The sequence below is a fragment of the Alcaligenes sp. WGS1538 genome (assembly GCF_043187505.1).
Taxonomy (GTDB): Bacteria; Pseudomonadota; Gammaproteobacteria; order Burkholderiales; family Burkholderiaceae_B; genus Alcaligenes.
In genome coordinates, this window is the sequence record NZ_CP171109.1 from 2,283,612 (window position 1) to 2,299,282 (window position 15,671).

15 protein-coding genes, 2 tRNA genes and 1 riboswitch are annotated in these 15,671 nt (G+C 65.7%); of the genes, 9 read left to right on the forward strand and 8 right to left on the reverse strand.

Features of this window, described 5'->3' with window-relative positions; all coding sequences use genetic code 11:
- The first annotated feature begins 5 nt into the window (after positions 1-5).
- Positions 6-1,280 (forward strand): ribulose-bisphosphate carboxylase large subunit family protein, encoded by a 1,275-nt coding sequence (locus ACF3ND_RS10640; protein ID WP_394060233.1) that lies wholly within the window; start codon positions 6-8, stop codon positions 1,278-1,280.
- 14 nt (positions 1,281-1,294) lie between these two features.
- Positions 1,295-2,638, forward strand: coding sequence for a four-carbon acid sugar kinase family protein (locus ACF3ND_RS10645; RefSeq protein WP_394060235.1), 1,344 nt, complete (start codon positions 1,295-1,297; stop codon positions 2,636-2,638).
- A gap of 70 nt (positions 2,639-2,708) precedes the next feature.
- Here the strand turns inward: ACF3ND_RS10645 and ACF3ND_RS10650 are convergent, their stop codons facing one another.
- Entirely contained in the window at positions 2,709-3,155 is a 447-nt protein-coding gene (locus ACF3ND_RS10650; protein WP_394060237.1) for an Lrp/AsnC family transcriptional regulator, read from the reverse strand.
- 160 nt (positions 3,156-3,315) lie between these two features.
- Here ACF3ND_RS10650 and rocF point away from each other — a divergent pair, with 160 nt between their 5' ends.
- Both rocF and ACF3ND_RS10660 read left to right on the forward strand, forming a co-directional pair.
- Positions 3,316-4,335: an arginase gene (gene rocF, locus ACF3ND_RS10655; RefSeq protein ID WP_394060239.1), complete on the forward strand. Its 1,020-nt coding sequence runs from the start codon at positions 3,316-3,318 to the stop codon at positions 4,333-4,335.
- 54 nt (positions 4,336-4,389) lie between these two features.
- Positions 4,390-5,442: an ornithine cyclodeaminase gene (locus ACF3ND_RS10660; protein ID WP_394060241.1), complete on the forward strand. Its 1,053-nt coding sequence runs from the start codon at positions 4,390-4,392 to the stop codon at positions 5,440-5,442.
- A gap of 66 nt (positions 5,443-5,508) precedes the next feature.
- Here ACF3ND_RS10660 and ACF3ND_RS10665 read toward each other — a convergent pair.
- A tRNA-Leu gene (locus tag ACF3ND_RS10665) sits at positions 5,509-5,593 on the reverse strand.
- 166 nt (positions 5,594-5,759) lie between these two features.
- A riboswitch (SAM-I-IV-variant riboswitch) is annotated at positions 5,760-5,853 on the forward strand.
- 115 nt (positions 5,854-5,968) lie between these two features.
- Between ACF3ND_RS10665 and ACF3ND_RS10670 the strand changes: the two genes are divergently transcribed.
- Positions 5,969-6,313 carry a hypothetical protein gene (locus tag ACF3ND_RS10670; protein WP_394060243.1) on the forward strand — a complete coding sequence of 115 codons (345 nt, stop codon included), beginning with the start codon at positions 5,969-5,971 and terminating at the stop codon, positions 6,311-6,313.
- Here the strand turns inward: ACF3ND_RS10670 and ACF3ND_RS10675 are convergent.
- Complete coding sequence (locus ACF3ND_RS10675) at positions 6,310-7,107, reverse strand: siderophore-interacting protein (protein WP_394060245.1); 798 nt, start codon at positions 7,105-7,107, stop codon at positions 6,310-6,312. The two genes, ACF3ND_RS10670 and ACF3ND_RS10675, sit on opposite strands and share 4 nt — an antisense overlap.
- Positions 7,108-7,109: 2 nt before the next feature.
- A complete protein-coding gene (locus ACF3ND_RS10680; protein WP_394060247.1) occupies positions 7,110-7,682 on the reverse strand; it encodes a PadR family transcriptional regulator in 573 nt (190 codons plus the stop codon).
- A gap of 166 nt (positions 7,683-7,848) precedes the next feature.
- Here ACF3ND_RS10680 and ACF3ND_RS10685 point away from each other — a divergent pair.
- Positions 7,849-7,933 (forward strand) — tRNA-Leu (locus tag ACF3ND_RS10685).
- Positions 7,934-8,267: 334 nt separating this feature from the next.
- Positions 8,268-8,753 carry a hypothetical protein gene (locus ACF3ND_RS10690; RefSeq protein ID WP_394060248.1) on the forward strand — a complete coding sequence of 162 codons (486 nt, stop codon included), beginning with the start codon at positions 8,268-8,270 and terminating at the stop codon, positions 8,751-8,753.
- Positions 8,754-8,760: 7 nt separating this feature from the next.
- Here ACF3ND_RS10690 and ACF3ND_RS10695 read toward each other — a convergent pair whose 3' ends face one another.
- The 3 genes from ACF3ND_RS10695 to ACF3ND_RS10705 form a co-directional block, all read right to left on the reverse strand.
- Complete coding sequence (locus ACF3ND_RS10695; RefSeq protein WP_394060250.1) at positions 8,761-9,831, reverse strand: NAD(P)/FAD-dependent oxidoreductase; 1,071 nt, start codon at positions 9,829-9,831, stop codon at positions 8,761-8,763.
- A gap of 11 nt (positions 9,832-9,842) precedes the next feature.
- Positions 9,843-10,157, reverse strand: coding sequence for a hypothetical protein (locus tag ACF3ND_RS10700; RefSeq protein WP_394060252.1), 315 nt, complete (start codon positions 10,155-10,157; stop codon positions 9,843-9,845).
- Between the two features lie 137 nt (positions 10,158-10,294).
- Positions 10,295-10,975: a prepilin peptidase gene (locus tag ACF3ND_RS10705; protein ID WP_394060253.1), complete on the reverse strand. Its 681-nt coding sequence runs from the start codon at positions 10,973-10,975 to the stop codon at positions 10,295-10,297.
- A gap of 470 nt (positions 10,976-11,445) precedes the next feature.
- On the opposite strand from ACF3ND_RS10705, the gene ACF3ND_RS10710 reads away from it, so the two are divergent.
- On the forward strand, positions 11,446-13,461 hold the full coding sequence (locus ACF3ND_RS10710; protein ID WP_394060255.1) for a DUF4139 domain-containing protein: 2,016 nt from the start codon (positions 11,446-11,448) through the stop codon (positions 13,459-13,461).
- A gap of 75 nt (positions 13,462-13,536) precedes the next feature.
- Here ACF3ND_RS10710 and ACF3ND_RS10715 read toward each other — a convergent pair whose 3' ends face one another.
- Positions 13,537-14,409, reverse strand: a complete 873-nt coding sequence (locus ACF3ND_RS10715) for a LysR substrate-binding domain-containing protein (protein WP_394060257.1) — start codon at positions 14,407-14,409, stop codon at positions 13,537-13,539.
- 140 nt (positions 14,410-14,549) lie between these two features.
- On the opposite strand from ACF3ND_RS10715, the gene ACF3ND_RS10720 reads away from it, so the two are divergent.
- The gene (locus ACF3ND_RS10720) at positions 14,550-15,626 is read left to right on the forward strand and encodes a putative 2-aminoethylphosphonate ABC transporter ATP-binding protein (protein WP_394060259.1); all 1,077 of its coding nucleotides are present in this window, start codon (positions 14,550-14,552) and stop codon (positions 15,624-15,626) included.
- The last annotated feature ends 45 nt before the right edge of the window (positions 15,627-15,671 follow it).

Here is a 15,671-nt window from a genome sequence, read left to right on the forward strand (position 1 = left end):
CCGCCATGAATACCGACACTTTTCTTGCGCGCTATCTGATCGAAACGCCGCTGCCGCCTGAACAGGTCGCCGAAGCGATTGCCGGCGAGCAGTCCTGCGGCACCTTCACCCGCGTGGCCGGCGAGACCGACGAACTGCGCGAACGGGCCCGCGCCACCGTGGAGCGCATCCGGGAGCTGGACAGCGCGCCGCAGCCCAGCCTGTCCAACGCCCTGCTGGAGCGGCGCGGCGTGCGCGGCCCCTGGCGGCGTGCACAGGTGGACATCCGTTTCCCCATCGCCAACATCGGCGCCAACCTGCCCACGCTGGCGGCCTGCGTGACCGGCAATCTGTTCGACCTGGGCGAGGTCACCGGCCTGCGCCTGGAATCCCTGGAGCTGCCCGCCCACTATAGACGCCGCTTCGATGCGCCGGCCCTGGGCATTGCGGGCACGCGCCTGCGCACAAGCGTGGACCAGGGCGCCCTGGTCGGCACCATCATCAAGCCCAGCGTGGGACTGCGTACTCCGGACATCGTCCGCCTGGTGGAAACCTTGTGCCGGGCCGGGGTGGACTTCATCAAGGACGACGAGGTCTGCGCGGATCCGGCGCATTCCCCCTTGGACGAACGCATACCGGCCGTGATGGCCGTGATCCGGGACCACGAGCAGCGCAGCGGCAAGCATGTGATGTTCGCCTTCAACATCAGCGACGAGACCGACGCCATGAAGCGTCATGCCGATCTGGTCGAGCGCGAAGGCGGCAGCTGCGTGATGGTCAGCCAGAACTGGGCGGGGTATTCGGCGCTGCAGACCCTGCGCCGCCACACCGGACTGGCCCTGCACGCTCATCGCAATGGCTACGGCGCCCTGTCGCGCCACCCCCTGCTGGGCATTTCCGTCTCGGCCTACCAGACCCTCTGGAGGCTGACCGGCGCGGACCATATCCACGTCCACGGCCTGGAGGGCAAGTTCGCCCAGCCCGACACCGAAGTGCGCGAAGCCATCGCGCACTGTCTGCGCAGCCTGGACGACCAGAGCGACGACCGCGTGCTGCCCGTGGTCTCGTCGGGCCAATGGGCCGGCACCGTGCCCGCGACCTGGGAGGCCGCTGGCGGCACGGATGTGCTGTTCATGGCCGGCGGCGGCATCCTGGCCCATCCGGACGGCGCGCAGGCCGGCGTGCTGAGCCTGCGCCAGGCCTGGGAAGCGGCCGGCCAGGGCCAGGATCTGCAGGACAAGGCGGCGACCTGCCCCGAGCTGGCGCACGCGCTGGATTTCTTCGGCCCGAAGATGGCCTGAACAGGCGGACGCGCATGACTTCCGGTTCCTTACGCCCGCGCTACGCCTGGTACGGCGACGACTTCACCGGCGCCAGCGATACCCTGGCCACTCTGAGCCAGGGCGGCCTGCGCGCCGTCCTGCTGCTGGGCACGCCGACTCAGCAGCGCCTGGCGCAGCTGGCCGGCGTGCAGGCCGTGGGGCTGGCCGGCGCCACCCGTTCACTGGAGCCGGCCCGCATGCGCGCGGTCCTGGAGCCCGCCGCCCGTTTCTTCGCCGCGCTGCAGCCGCAGGTGCTGCACTACAAGATCTGTTCCACCTTCGACAGCGGCCCGGAGGTCGGCAATATCGCCGTGGCCCTGGAGTGCCTGCGCCCCGCCGCCCGGGTTCCGGTGACGCCCATCCTGGGCGGACAACCAAGCCTGGGCCGCTACTGCGTTTTCGGGAATCTGTTCGCACGGGCGGGACAGGACGGCGAGGTGCACAGGCTGGATCGCCATCCCACCATGAACCGTCACCCCGTGACCCCCATGCAGGAAGCGGACCTGCTGCGGCACCTGCAGGCGCAAGGGCTGACGAACCTGATCGCCATGCCCTACACGGAATACGGCAGGCCGGACTGGACAAGCCGCGGGCAGGCGGCCGCCTGGCTGCAGGCCGCCGTCCGGCGGGGCCATCTGCATCCGGTGCTGGACATCAGCCGGGACGAGGACATCGCCCGCGCCGGCGCCCTGCTGTCCGAACTGAGCCATGCCGGCACCGTGTTGGCAACAGGCGCCAGCAGCGTCGCCCAGGCCTACCTGAGCCGGCAGAGCGACCTGAGACCCCTGCCAGTCACCCGGCTTGAGGCAACGGCCAAGCCGGCCCTGATCGTGGTGGGCAGCCAGTCCCCCGTCACCGCCATGCAGGTGGTCCGGTGTCGCCAAGCCGATGTGCTGGACCTGGACCCGCTGGAACTGCACCAGTCGCCCGCCTACGCGCAGGCACTCCAGGAGACGGTCTGCCGCATGCTGCGGCAAGGCCGCCACACCTTGCTGAAGACGCGTACGGCCGACGCCTCGTCACCCCTGCCGGTTGACCTTGTAGCCCAGGATACGGCACGGCTGGTGGGCGGCCTGGCGCGACGCCTGCGGCGCGAGGGCATGCTGTCGCGCCTGTGCATCGCCGGCGGCGACACGTCCAGCCTGAGCACGCAAGCGCTGGGCATCTGGGGCTTGAGCCATCTGGGCCAGGTCAGTCCCGGCGTGTCGCTATGCCAATGCCACAGCGACGACGAGTTGCACGGCCTGGAGCTGGTTCTCAAAGGCGGGCAGATGGGGCAGGAAGACTTCTTCGATCGGGTCATCCAGGGCGATCCTCCCGGCCTGGGCAGCTCATAGATAAAACCGGCTGTCGAAAGACAGCCGGTTTTCTGTCAAGCCAGCCACGCCTTCGGAAGCAGACCTGCGTCTATCCGGCGTTCGGCGCGGCGCGCAGGGTTTCCAAGTGGATGCTGGTTTCCGAATTGCTGATGCCCCTGATCAATCGTATCCGCTCAAGCGCATGGGCCAACTCCGGCAAGGTCGCCACCTGCAGCTCGACCAGCAGGTCCCAGCGTCCGTTAGTGGCATGCAGGGCCAGCACGCTGGGCTCTCCCAGCAAGGAGGCGGCAACGCGACGAGCATCGTTTCCTTCGATGGCCACGCCCATCCATGCACGCAAGCCGGAGGTTTCTGTTTCGGGACGCAAGCGCACGGTGTAGCCCACGATCACGCCGCGCTTCTCCAGCTTGTTCAGGCGGTTGGTCACGGTGCCCCGCGACACGCCCAGGCGGGCGGCCAATATGGCCACGCTTGCGCGCGCGTTGTGGCGCAACAGCGCAATCAATTGCTGGTCGATCTTGTCAAGACTATTCATTTTGCCAACCCAACCTGTCTTAATGACAATAATTATGCAATTTGGCAGCAGAATTTGCCATTTTGTTTGTCTCCCTTCCGTGGGATGCTATGCGCATGTACGGATGGAAACGAAGCCGCGCGCATGTTGTCCGTACTTTCATGAGGAGCCTCGTCCAGCAATGAGCGACCATCAATTTCCCGCCAGCCCAGCCCAACCCCTGACCCGAGTCACCCTGATCGGCGTGCCCACCGATGTAGGCGCAACCAGGCTAGGCGCGTCCCTGGGTCCAGACGCGCTGCGTGTCGCGCAGCTTGGGCCCGCCTTGAAACGCTTCGGCGTCGACGTTCGCGACCTAGGAAACCTGGCCGGCCCGCCCAATCCGCAGGGCGCGCGGGATCCGCAAGCGCAAGGCCTGCGCAACCTGGCCGAATGCATAGCCTGGAACCAGGCCGCGCACGACGCCGTGCATGCGCAGTTGATCGAAGGCCGCGTTCCCATCATGCTCGGCGGCGACCATACCCTGGCGACCGGTTCGATCAGCGCCGTGGCGCGCTATTGCCGCGCGGCAGGCAAGCGCCTGCGCATACTCTGGCTGGATGCGCACTCGGACTCCAATACGCCCGAAATTTCTCCCAGCGGGAACGCCCACGGCATGCCCGTGGCCAATCTGTATGGGCTGGGACCGGCGGCGCTCACCGGCATGTCCGGAGCAAAGCCCGCACTGCAACCTGGCGAGGTCTGCCAGATCGGCTTGCGCAGCGTCGATGAAGCCGAGAAACGCATGATCCAGCAGCTCGGCCTGGAGGTCTACGACATGCGCGCCATCGACGAGCTGGGCATGCGCGAGGTCATGCGCAGCGCTCTGGCGGGACTGGACGGGGAAGACGCCGACAAGGTGCACCTGCATCTGAGCTTCGACATCGATTTTCTCGATCCCGAGATCGCCCCCGGCACCGGCACCACCGTGCGGGGCGGACCCAACTACCGCGAAGCGCAGCTCTGCATGGAAATGATCGCGGACACGGGCAGGCTGGCCTCGCTCGACATCGTCGAACTCAACCCCGCGCTCGACATCCGCAACCAGACCGCCGAACTTGTCGTTGACCTGGTGGAAAGCCTGTTCGGCAAGAGCACGCTGGTACGCCCATGGAAGCGCGAGGAGCAAGCACGCGGGCGGGATTCGTCGCCAGCAACTTGATCCTCCGGCGTACTGGTCCGGCAGGCGGGGGTTCATTCCAAGGAGAGTCAAACCATGACGCGTTTCATCGATGTGTCCACCATGTCGCAACTGATCGAAACGATCGGCGTCGATACCTTCATCGCCGATCTGGCCGACAACATAGAAAGCGACTTCATCCGCTGGCCGGAATTCGACAAATCGGCCCGCGTCGCCAGTCATTCGGACATAGGCGTGATCGAATTGATGCCCGTCTCCGATACCCACCGTTATGCCTTCAAGTATGTCAACGGCCATCCCCGCAATACGGCGCGCGGCTTGCATACCGTCATGGCATTCGGCGTCCTGGCGGAGGTCGAGACCGGCTATCCGATACTGCTGTCCGAGCTCACCGTGGCCACCGCCCTGCGCACCGCCGCCACTTCGCTGATGGCGACGCGCGCGCTGGCGCGCCCCGACTCCCGTCGCATGGCGCTGATCGGCAACGGCGCACAAAGCGAATTCCAAGCGCTGGCCTTTCACAAGCACCTTGGCATTCGGGAAATCGCGGCCTACGACATCGACCCCGGCGCCACTGCCAAGCTGATGCGCAATCTGGCCGACTACACCGACCTGTCCATCCGGCGCGTCGAATCGATAGCAGAGGCGGTGCAAGGCTCCGACATCGTGACCACGATAACCGCCGACAAGACCCGCGCCACGATACTCACGCCTGACATGATCGAGCCGGGCATGCATATCAATGCCGTTGGCGGGGACTGCCCTGGAAAGACCGAACTGCACGCCGACGTCCTGCGGGCAGGCCGCGTGTTCGTCGAATACGAACCTCAGACGCGCATCGAAGGCGACGTGCAGCAGATGCCCGCCGACTTTGCGGTTGAACAACTCTGGCGGGTTCTGGCGGGAGAGACGCCGGGCCGCCGCAGCCGGAGCGAGGTGACGATCTTTGATTCGGTCGGCTTCGCCCTGGAAGACTATTCCACGCTGCGCTATATCAACGAACAAGCGGAAAAACGAAACTTCGGCGTCAAGATCGAACTGGTGCCCTGGGTCGATGACGACCCCAAGGATGTGTTTCGCCATACCCGTGGCCGCGCCTCCAGCGCGCGCATCCGCCGCGTCGCCTGAGTGAACGCATTGGGCGAATAAAGCAAAAAGCCGGCTGTCTTTCGACAACCGGCTTTTCGAGGAATTTGGTGCCCAGGAGAGGACTCGAACCTCCACACCTTGCGGCACATGGACCTGAACCATGCGCGTCTACCAATTCCGCCACCTGGGCTCTGACCGCTGCTTGTCAACTTTTCAAGAAAAGCGCCAATCAGCTAGGCAGAAAAGAACTATAACATGATTTTCAAAGAAAGCAAACTTTATTTTTCAGGAGTTCCAGTTTTTCACATACGGATACCAGCATGCCTTGCGCCTGCGCACAAACGCTTCTATGCTTATTCCCGTATCAAGAGTTGGGACCACCCATGCCAACCTGTGTACCCGCACAAGGTGGATACAGGATACGGCCTTTCGGCAATTCACGGGATCTGCACAGCAACCCGCCGCCGGCGGGTTTTTTTATTGGATGCGCCCGGCGCTTCCAACGGGTCTTTTAATCCAACTTGCTCACCCGGAAATCCTTCCAAGAGCTAAACAGGAGCGTTTCATGCCTGCACCGTTTTACTACCACCTGACGCTGGGACAGCGCCGCTACCGCATCCAGGCCCGTCCTGGCTGTTCCCGTCTGGCCATTCTCAAGGAACACCAGCCCGTCGTCCTGGGCGCCTACGAACCGCGCTGGCTTGGCTCGAGCTGCCGCGGCGGCTACTGGGCCACGTTCCGCGCCGAGATCGACAGCCTGTTGCTGCTGAACATGGACGCCATCGCCCGCCTGATCGACCGCCACCGCCTGTCCGATGTGGACACGGAACTGGACACAGACCTGGAGCCGGTCCTGAACCTGGACGGGCGACTGCGCGCCCTGCCCGACCAGGATCGCCAGGCAGCTTAATCGTGGTGCTCATGCACCGCGGCATCGCCCTGACGCCAATAGCTGCTGGCGCGGACCAGATTCTTGTCGTGTCCGCGCTCCTGCACCCAGTACTGGCGCAACGCCTTGGCTGCCGCTGATTCGGCGGCAATCCACACATAGCCCCGCCCTTGCAGGACCGGCGCGGCGCGTACGGCGTCCAGCAAGCCGGCCTGCCCGGCCAGCGACGGAACCCAGTTGACGGGCACATGCTCCGGCGCCTCCAGCGCGCCCAGCGTCAACAGATTGCGCGCCAGCACAAACACCTGCACCTTGGCCTGGGCCGGCAGTTCCTTGAGGCGGCGCGCCATGGCGGGCACTGCCGTTTCATCACCGATCAGCACATGCCAGTCAAAGGTCGTGGAGATCAGGAACGAACCACGCGGGCCGGCCACGCCCAGCTTGTCGCCGGTCTGTGCGGCGGCCGCCCACTGGCAGGCCGGGCCTTCCCCGTGCAGCACGAAGTCGATATCCAGTTCCTGCTCATGGGCACGCCAGGCGCGCGGCGTGTAGTCGCGCATAACGGGCTTGGGCTGGCCGGCCGGGAACACCACGCCGCGTTCGCCCAGCTGCGGCAGGCGCGGAACTTTCTGACCCGGATCGGGAAAAATCAACTTGACGTGGTCATCAAAGCCCGGCGAATGGAAGCCGACCAGATCGGAACCGCTGAGCGTGATGCGCACCAGATCCGGGCCCAGCATGCGGCGCGCGGTCACGGTCAACAGGCGCAGTTTCAAGGGGTGCGACACTTTTTGCGTGTCTTCATGGGGCTGCATCTTCACGACTCCTTAGGTAGATTCCGTATCTGCGCCACGGCCTGCTCCAGGATGGCGACGACTTCGCGCTGACGCTCAAAGCTGGCCGTGGACTGTTCAAACAAAGTGTTCTTCAAGGTATGGCGGATCTGCACGAACTCAGGCAGCCAGCCGGTCTGCTCCTGCGCGGCCTGGAGGTCGTCCGGGTCGCTCTGTTCGGCCAGCATCTGGCGCATCCACACCAGCTTGCGGGCGCGATAGGCCAGCGACTGCAGCAGGTAGTCGCACTTGTCCTGCTGTCCCTGCAGATAACGGCGGCCCTCTTCGGTCAGGCTGTACAGCTTGCGGCGGCCCTGTTCCTGCACATGCACCCACCCCTGTCCAGCGCAATAGGACAAGGCCGGATACACCGCTCCGGCGCTGGGGACGTAGCTGTTGTGGCTGAGCTGGGCAAAACGCCGGATCAATTGATAACCGTGCGTCTCCCCGTCCCGCAACATGGCCATGAGCATCAGCTGCATGGCCCTGGCCGTGTATTTCCGCCCCTGCCCGAAGTCGAGCAGCATGCGTTCGGCCTCCATCGGATTCAGTTCCATGCTTTCCCTCTTAAGTTATATCGTACGATATAACTGTAAACATAATGCAGCTCAAAATCAAACTTTTTTCTCAAAAAGAAAAAATATGGTCAGACTACGCTTGCCAAAAATGAAAATTCGAGTCTATAATTTAATTCTTGAGTCGAGATGCAGATCAAAACTCAATGCCCAGGTGGCGGAATTGGTAGACGCGCATGGTTCAGGTCCATGTGCCGCAAGGTGTGGAGGTTCGAGTCCTCTCCTGGGCACCAAATTCCTCAAAAAGCCGGTTGTCGAAAGACAGCCGGCTTTTTGCTTTGATCCGCCCAGCAAGCAAGGTGCTTGAGCACCTTGCGCGAGGACGAGAAAGGCCGGGCATGCAGGCCCGGCCGGGGTCGCGCCCGTGTGACCGAGTCCTCTCCTGGGCACCAAATTCCTCGAAAAGCCGGTTGTCGAAAGACAGCCGGCTTTTTGCTTTGTTCCGCCCAGCAAGCAAGGTGCTTGAGCACCTTGCGCGAGGACGAGAAAGGTCGGGCATGATCGTCGATATTTCTTCACGCACGCTGGACGCAGCTGGCGATACACTGCGGTTTTGGAGAGCCGCCCATGCACCTGACCCTGATCCCGAGCTTTGCCGCCATCATGTATGTATGGTGGACGCAGCACGCCCTGCCCGCCGTCGTGGCTTCGCATTTCGATATGCAGGGGCGGCCCGACGCTTTCCTGGAACGCTCCGTCTATGTGACCCTGATGATGATTCTGATGGCCGCGCTGCCCCTGGGCGCCGCCTTGCTGGGTGCGTTGTTTCAGAAATTGCCTGCGCAGGCCATCAATATCCCGCAGCGCGACTACTGGCTGAGCGAGGAACGCCGGCCCGAGAGCCTGCGCTATCTATCCGGCTGGCTGCAGTCCTTGTCGCTGCTGGTGGTGGCCCTGCTGGCTTTCGTGCATTGGCTGGTGCTGCGCGCCAACCAGCACGTACCGGCCCAACTGGAATCCACGTCCATGCTGATCGGCATGGGAGTGTTCCTGGCCGGCCTGGCGGCATGGCTGCTGGCCTTGTACCGCCGCTTCCGCCAGCCGGCTGAATGACTGCAGCCTAGTCCAAAGCCCGGTGGCGGCGTTGCCAGAATGGCTGGGCGGCATAGCGCTGCTCCGCACCGTACAGGGCATGCTGGGAATTCAGATGCCGCACCAGCCCCAGCAGATAATCTTTTTCGTAGCGGCGCGCCGGCTCGGCATCTCCTTTGAGCAGGGCCAGCGCCGCATCGGCCGCGTGCACGCCGCTCCACAGCGCCGTGGCCAATCCATTGGCGGCCAGGGGGTCCATGGCCGCCGCCGCGTCGCCGGCGCGCAGAATGCGGCCCTCGATGAAACGCGACACCAGGCAGGTCGCCGCCGCCGCCACGGCGGGAGCCTGACCATCCAAGGCTTTGTCCAATCCCAGGCTCTCCAACCGCACCCGCACCGCATCCGTGCAGGCCGCCAGACCAGCCCAGACCTGGCCGTCCCGGCTCAGGCCATCGGGCAGCAGATCGGAATCGGAAAACAGCGCCAGCATCATGCGCCGGCCCGGCATGGGCGACATATACCACCAGCCCAGTTCCACCGCTTCCACCAGGGTGGCCGCCAAGGTTTCGGCGCCTTCCGGCAGATCGAACACGCGCCAGGCGGCGACCAGCCGGTCCAGGCGGCGGCGATCGGCCAGCTCGCCGGCGGACAGGGCCGCCCTGCCGGTGCAATCGATCAGGGCCTGGCCTTCCAGCGCCGCCCCATCGTCCAGCATGGCGCGCACGCCGTCCGGCACGTGCTCCAGGCGCAGCACGCGAGCGGACCGCCACTCGAGATCGTCACCCTTCAGGCGTTCGGCCAAGACCTGCTCCAGGCGAGCCTTGTCCACCAGATAACCCTGCCCGTCTTCATCCTGCACGGTACGCAGGCCCGCTCCGCCCCAGGCGGAAAAACGGCCCTGGCCGGCCAGGGCCACGGACTCGTCCAGGCAATCAGCCCAGCCCAGCACATCCAGGAAGCGCGCACCGCGCTCGGACAAGGTCTCGCCCAGGGCGGCGGCCGGGCCGCCGCAAGCGACGAGCACGGGCCGGTGGCCCTGCATGCTCAGACGGCGCGCCGCCACCAGGCCGGCCAAGCCGGCGCCTACAACAATAATCATGAAAAAAATCCTCAGGTCCCGGTCTGCGACAGCGGCGGGACGATATCCATGGAACCGCGCTGCACTTCCACGTACAACTGCTCCGGAACTCCCGCCAGGTCCGCAGGCCCCGGCCTTTTTACCACGACCCCCATGCGAGTCCAAAGCTCGATCATGCGCCGCAGGCCGTCCGTATAGCCGGCCTCCACGTGCAAGCCGATGCCGGCCGCGCTGCGCGCCCAGGGCACCCGCGAATGGAAGAAACGCAGACGCTCCTCGGCGCTCAGCTCCTCGCGCATCAACTGCCGGTAGAAGGCTTCGGACAGCACGTCTTGACGGAACGACACTGTGTCTGTAGGCGCGGGCAGTTGTCCGAGCGCGGGCACGGCCCCGACATGCACATTCCCGCAGTCGCTCACTATGCCAGCAGGGAATGGGGCACATGGATGTTTTTGTCGATATGTTGAAAAATTAAGACAATTTTTTACAAAAAATCGGTCGACGTAAACAGGGCAAACAGCCCGCCCGCCACCAGATAAGGACCGAAGTGCAAGGCCTGCCCCGCCTGCATGCGTCCGGTCAGGCGCAGGACCAGCGCCGCCAGCAGGCCCAGCAGGGAGCCGGCCAGCACCACGGTGGGCAAAGCCGGCGCCCCCAGCCAGGCCCCCAGCGCCGCCAGCAGCTTGAAGTCGCCATAGCCCATGCCATGCCTGCCGGTGGACAGCAGGAAAGCCTGATTGATCGCCCAGAGCGCCGTGTAGCCCAGCGCCGCCCCCAGGACCGCCATGGGCAGCGCCGCAAAGGTGTCGCCCAGATTGGTCAGCAGGCCCAGCCACAGTAAGGGCAGGGTCAGGCGATCAGGCAGGTAGCCGGTCTCGGCATCGATCCAGGCCAGCAGCAGGCCGCCTATGATGAACAGGCAGGCCCCCAGCAGAGCCGGCGTCAGGCGCAGCCGCCATCCCGCCAGGACCAGCAAGACCAGGGCCGCCGCCTGGAACAGAAGCCGCCAGCGGCGATGGCGATCGCGCGACCGCCGCTCCAGTTCCGGCTCCAGCTCGACGGGCAACGCCCAGGCCAGGCTGCCGGCTGGCCGCGCCAGCAGCAGCGCCATGCCCACCGCCGCCACCGATCCCGCCCAGGCCCCGCCCCATTGCGTCCACATCATGATGATTCGTCCTTCCTCGAATTGCATTGCAGCCCCGGTGTCGGCCGCTCACGGGGATGCTAGCAGAGGCCGAGGGCATTTTGATGACCGGCGCGCCATTTTCAGCCTGCGCAGCGTGGGGGCGTTTCTTGCCGCCGGGCCGCCCCAAGGCAAGAATGGCCCCCTTGGGGAGCAGCAAGCAGGCGGAGCCTGCGCAGCGTGGGGGCGTTTCTTGCCGCCGGGCCGCCCCAAGGCAAGAATGGCCCCCTTGGGGGGCAGCAAGCGGGCGGAGCCTGCGCAGCATGGGGGCATTTCTTGCCGCCGGGCCGCCCCAAGGCAGGAATGGCCCCCTTGGAGGGCAGCAAGCAGGCCTTCGGCCTGCGCAGCGTGGGGGCATGTTTTGTTACCCGTATCACAGACAGGCACGCCCAAGGCTGGGCATAATGCGTCCAACAGCCTCACTCGCCAACGCAAGAACAAGGAAACGCCCAATGACCCACTCCGCGCCAGCCCGTCGTCATGCTCCCCGCCTGCGCATCCTGAGCCGCGCCCTGCTGGCCCTCTGGCTGGCGGCCGGCAGCGCCGCCGCCTGGGCCGATGAAATCCAGACCATCACGCTGTCCACCGCCGGCATGGCCGAGATCGAACGCAGCGTGCAGGCCGGCAGCGACGGCGCCGTGCAGATCCGCGTTCCCCTGAACCAGGTCGACGACGTGCTCAAGACGCTGATGGCCATCGACGGCAAGCACCGCATCGAATCGGTCACTCTTTCGGGCCTTGCGCCGCTCAAGGAGACCTTCGACAACCTGCCCTTCTCCGCCGAGGACCTGCGTTCGCCCGCCGCCCTGGCCCATGCGCTGCGCGGCGTGCAGGTGAAGGCCAGCTCCCAGGGGCGCAACGTCAGCGGCGCCGTGCTGGGCGTGCAGAGCTCGCCGCCCACGCGCGACAGGCCGGCGCAGACCCTATTGTCCGTGCTGGCCGGCAACGGCCAGATCCAGACGCTGGAGCTCGGCCCGGACGCAAACCTGGAGCTGCTGGACGGCGAACTGCAGAAAAAGCTGCAACAGGCCGCCCAGGTGCTGGCCAGCCAGAACAATGACCAGACACGCGACATCCATATCGTCCTGGGCCAGGGCGGCGAAGGCCCGGCCCGCCTGTCCTACCTGATTCCCGCCCCTGTCTGGAAGAGCACCTATCGCCTGATGATGGAAGGCGGCAAGGCCCGTCTGCAGGCCTGGGCCGTCTTCGAGAACACCAGCGGCGAGGACTGGAAGAACGTCAAGGTCACCCTCAGCTCCGGCTCGCCCGTGGTGCTGCGCCAGCGGCTGCTGGAGCGCTACTGGAACGAGCGCCCCGAACTGCCGGTCGCGGTGGGCAGTTCGCGCGCGCCGGCGGCCGACACCCAGTCGGCCACGGCCAAGAGCCGCGCCATGGCGACTGCGGCGGCGGGCAACGTGGCCAGGATGGCCATGCCCGCCGCCGCGCCCGTGATGGCTGAAATGGCCGAGGACCGCGCCTGGGCCCAGCCCTACAGCCCCGAGCCCGCGGCGCGTGTCCAGGAAGGCCTGACCCAGGTGCGCTACAGCCTCCCGCAGGCCCTGGACGTGCCGGCCGGACAGACCGTATCCGTGCCCTTCGTCGACGCCGAGCTCAAGGCCGAATCCCTGTCGGTCTACCAAAGCGGTCAGAGCGGAGACCATCCCACTGCCGCCATCCTGCTGGACAACCAGCAGGCCGGAACGCTGCCGCCGGGCATCATCACCGTCTTCAACCAGCGCGACGGCCACGTGGGCGATGCCGAACTGGCGGGCCTGCCTGCCGGCGAGCAACGTCTGATCTACTTCGCGCGCGACAGCAAAGTGCAGGTCCGCGCCGAGCAGACCGAGGAGCACCGCCTGTCCCGCACGCGCGTGAGCGACGGCATCGCCCGCTCGGACTGGACCCGCATCCGGCACCACCGTTTCGACATCAAGGGAGCGGCGGACGAGGACCGCACCGTGATGATCCAGCTGCCCCGCCAGGAAGGCTGGACCCTGAAGTCCGACGCGCACGACAGCGACACGGCGCAGGAGCACCGCCTGAAGGTCAAGGTGCCCAAGGGCAAGACCGTGACGGTGACCGCGGACCTGAGCTTCCAGGACCAGATGGAGCTGCGTCTGGAGGACATCGACGAGAACCTGCTGGCGCAATGGCGCGGCGCCGGCGCGGACAAGGCGCAGGCCGAACAGCTGGACAAGCTGATCGAACTGCGCCGCCGGCTGAGCCAGGCGCAGGACCTGCAGCAACAGGCCCAGCAGGCCCTGGACGAGACCGTGGCCGAGCAGGAGCGCATACGCGCCAACCTGGGCGCGGTCACGGCCCAGAGCACGCTGGGCCAGCGTTTCACGGAACAGCTGGCCCAGCAGGAAGACCAGATCGCGGCCCAACGCAAGACGTTGGACGAACGCCGCCAGGCGGTACGCCAGGCGCGCGACGCCTTCCAGGCCGCCCTGTCCCGGCAGGGTTGACGCTGCCCCGCTCCCGGGCCCCGTTCACGCGCTTCGCATGACGCCCCTTGCTTCGCCGGGGCGCTGAACGGGCCCTCAAAGAGCGGGCAAGTCCGCCTGGACCTGGTCCAGGAATGCGCGGATGGCGTGGCCATGGGCGCGTTCCTTCAGGCAATACACATATTCGTTCAGATGCATGGACACGTCGCTGATGGACAGGGTGACGATGTCCGGGTGCGCGGGCACCTCGCGCATGGGCAGCAGGCTGGCCCCCAGCCCGCAGACGATGGCCCAGCAGATCGCTTCCCGGCTGCCGATCTCCAATACCTGGCCGGGCTCCTGGCCCGCCTGGCGGAACACCTGCTGACACAGCTCGCGCGTCATGGAACCGGCCTCGCGCATCAGGATGGCATGACGGCAAAGCTCGGCGATGCGCACGCGCTTGCGCGCGGCCAGCGGGTGATCGCGCCGCAACACCACGACCAGCGGATCGGAAGCCAGCAGCACGCGGATGATGCGCTCATCGTCCACCAGGAAGGACGAGGCGATCACATCGAGCTGATAGTCCAGCAGGCTGCTGAGCACGCGCTGCGAATTGTCGATGCTCAGCTTCATTTCCACGCCGGGATAGGCTTGGCAGAACCGCCGCAACACATCCATGATGTAGTAAGGGCCGGTGGCGCCCACGCGCAGCTTGCCGCTCTTCAGGTCACGAAGGTCCCGCAGGCTGAAGTCGATCTGCGCGGCCTGCTGCATCAGTCCCTCGACCTGGGGAAGCAGGCGCTCGCCCTGCTCGCTCAGATAAACTCCTTTGCCCTGGCGATAAAACAATTCGATGCCGTAACGCGCCTCGAGCTGGCGCAGGTGCGAGGTGACCGTGGGCTGGCTGATGCCCAGTTGCTGGGCGGCCTTAGTAATGGAGCCGCTGTGGGCGATGGCATGAAAGGACTTCAGTTCCAGAGCCAGCATGGCGCGACTCTCCTCCTCAATAGTCGAAGCCCAAATTATCCAATTCTCGTATTACAGAAATTTGATGTTCTGTCATAGAGCCATCATGTGCGGCTCCCATACTGGCGACCATGACATTCATGACGAGTCGGAACCACGGGATGAGCGCCAACCCTGCCTTTCTATCGATACAAGGACTGCACAAGCAGTTCGGCTCCTTTACCGCCCTGGACCAGGTCAGCCTGGACATACAGGCGGGTGAACTGGTCTGCCTGCTGGGCCCCTCGGGCTGCGGCAAGACCACCTTGCTGCGCTGCATTGCCGGCCTGCAGCAGGCCGACCGCGGCGCCATCGTCATGGCCGGACGCGACATCAGCCCCCTGCCGCCGCAACAGCGCGACTATGGCATCCTGTTCCAGTCCTACGCACTGTTCCCCAACCTGACCGTGGCGCAGAACATCGCCTACGGCCTGTCGCCGCGCCGCCGCCTGGCCGACCAGGTGCGCCAGCGCGTATCCGAGATGCTGGACCTGGTGGGCCTTTCCGGCTCGGAAGACAAGTATCCCGCCCAATTGTCCGGGGGCCAGCAGCAGCGCGTCGCCCTGGCCCGGGCCCTGGCGCCCTCGCCCTCGCTGCTCCTGCTGGACGAGCCCATGTCGGCCCTGGACGCCCAGGTGCGTGAGCGCCTGCGCATCGAGCTGCGCGCCCTGCAGAAACAGTTGTCCATCACCACGCTGATGGTCACCCACGACCAGGAAGAAGCCATGGTGATGGCCGACCGCATCGCCGTGATGGAAAAAGGCCGGCTGGTGCAGTTCGATCGCCCGCAGGCGCTGTACCGCTCGCCCGCCGATCCCTTCGTGGCCGGCTTCATCGGCGAAGCGAACTGGCTGCCCTACACGCCCCTGGAGGACGCGGCCGTGCTGGTCGAGCGCGCCCGCCTGGACCTGGATCGGGACGCGCCCGTCGCACCCGGCCGCCTGTTCATCCGCCCCGAGAACATCCGCGTGCTCGATAGCGCCAGCCCGACCGCAGCCGCCAACACCTTTCTGGCCGACATCGTGGACGGCGTATTCCTGGGCCGCCACTACAAGCTGATCCTGCGCCCCGAAGGCATGGACGGGCTGACCGTGCAGGCCATCGTCAACCCTGAACAAGGCGATCGCCTGCTCGCGCCCCTGGCCGCGCGCCGCTGCCGCGTCCAGCTCCCCAGCGAGGCCCTGCATGCCCATGCCTGAACTGACCACCTCCGGCCGCGCCGCACCGCTGTGCCAGGCCGCGGC

Bases quoted from the DNA above. Each gene is read 5' to 3' on its own strand.
- ACF3ND_RS10705 (WP_394060253.1), bottom strand. From the start codon at position 10,975: ATGATGTGGACGCAATGGGGCGGGGCCTGGGCGGGATCGGTGGCGGCG.
- ACF3ND_RS10675 (WP_394060245.1), bottom strand. From the start codon at position 7,107: ATGCAGCCCCATGAAGACACGCAAAAAGTGTCGCACCCCTTGAAACTG.
- ACF3ND_RS10690 (WP_394060248.1), top strand. From the start codon at position 8,268: ATGCACCTGACCCTGATCCCGAGCTTTGCCGCCATCATGTATGTATGG.
- ACF3ND_RS10695 (WP_394060250.1), bottom strand. From the start codon at position 9,831: ATGATTATTGTTGTAGGCGCCGGCTTGGCCGGCCTGGTGGCGGCGCGC.
- ACF3ND_RS10650 (WP_394060237.1), bottom strand. From the start codon at position 3,155: ATGAATAGTCTTGACAAGATCGACCAGCAATTGATTGCGCTGTTGCGC.
- rocF (WP_394060239.1), top strand. From the start codon at position 3,316: ATGAGCGACCATCAATTTCCCGCCAGCCCAGCCCAACCCCTGACCCGA.
- ACF3ND_RS10670 (WP_394060243.1), top strand. From the start codon at position 5,969: ATGCCTGCACCGTTTTACTACCACCTGACGCTGGGACAGCGCCGCTAC.
- ACF3ND_RS10710 (WP_394060255.1), top strand. From the start codon at position 11,446: ATGACCCACTCCGCGCCAGCCCGTCGTCATGCTCCCCGCCTGCGCATC.
- ACF3ND_RS10720 (WP_394060259.1), top strand. From the start codon at position 14,550: ATGAGCGCCAACCCTGCCTTTCTATCGATACAAGGACTGCACAAGCAG.
- ACF3ND_RS10640 (WP_394060233.1), top strand. From the start codon at position 6: ATGAATACCGACACTTTTCTTGCGCGCTATCTGATCGAAACGCCGCTG.
- ACF3ND_RS10660 (WP_394060241.1), top strand. From the start codon at position 4,390: ATGACGCGTTTCATCGATGTGTCCACCATGTCGCAACTGATCGAAACG.
- ACF3ND_RS10715 (WP_394060257.1), bottom strand. From the start codon at position 14,409: ATGCTGGCTCTGGAACTGAAGTCCTTTCATGCCATCGCCCACAGCGGC.
- ACF3ND_RS10645 (WP_394060235.1), top strand. From the start codon at position 1,295: ATGACTTCCGGTTCCTTACGCCCGCGCTACGCCTGGTACGGCGACGAC.
- ACF3ND_RS10680 (WP_394060247.1), bottom strand. From the start codon at position 7,682: ATGGAACTGAATCCGATGGAGGCCGAACGCATGCTGCTCGACTTCGGG.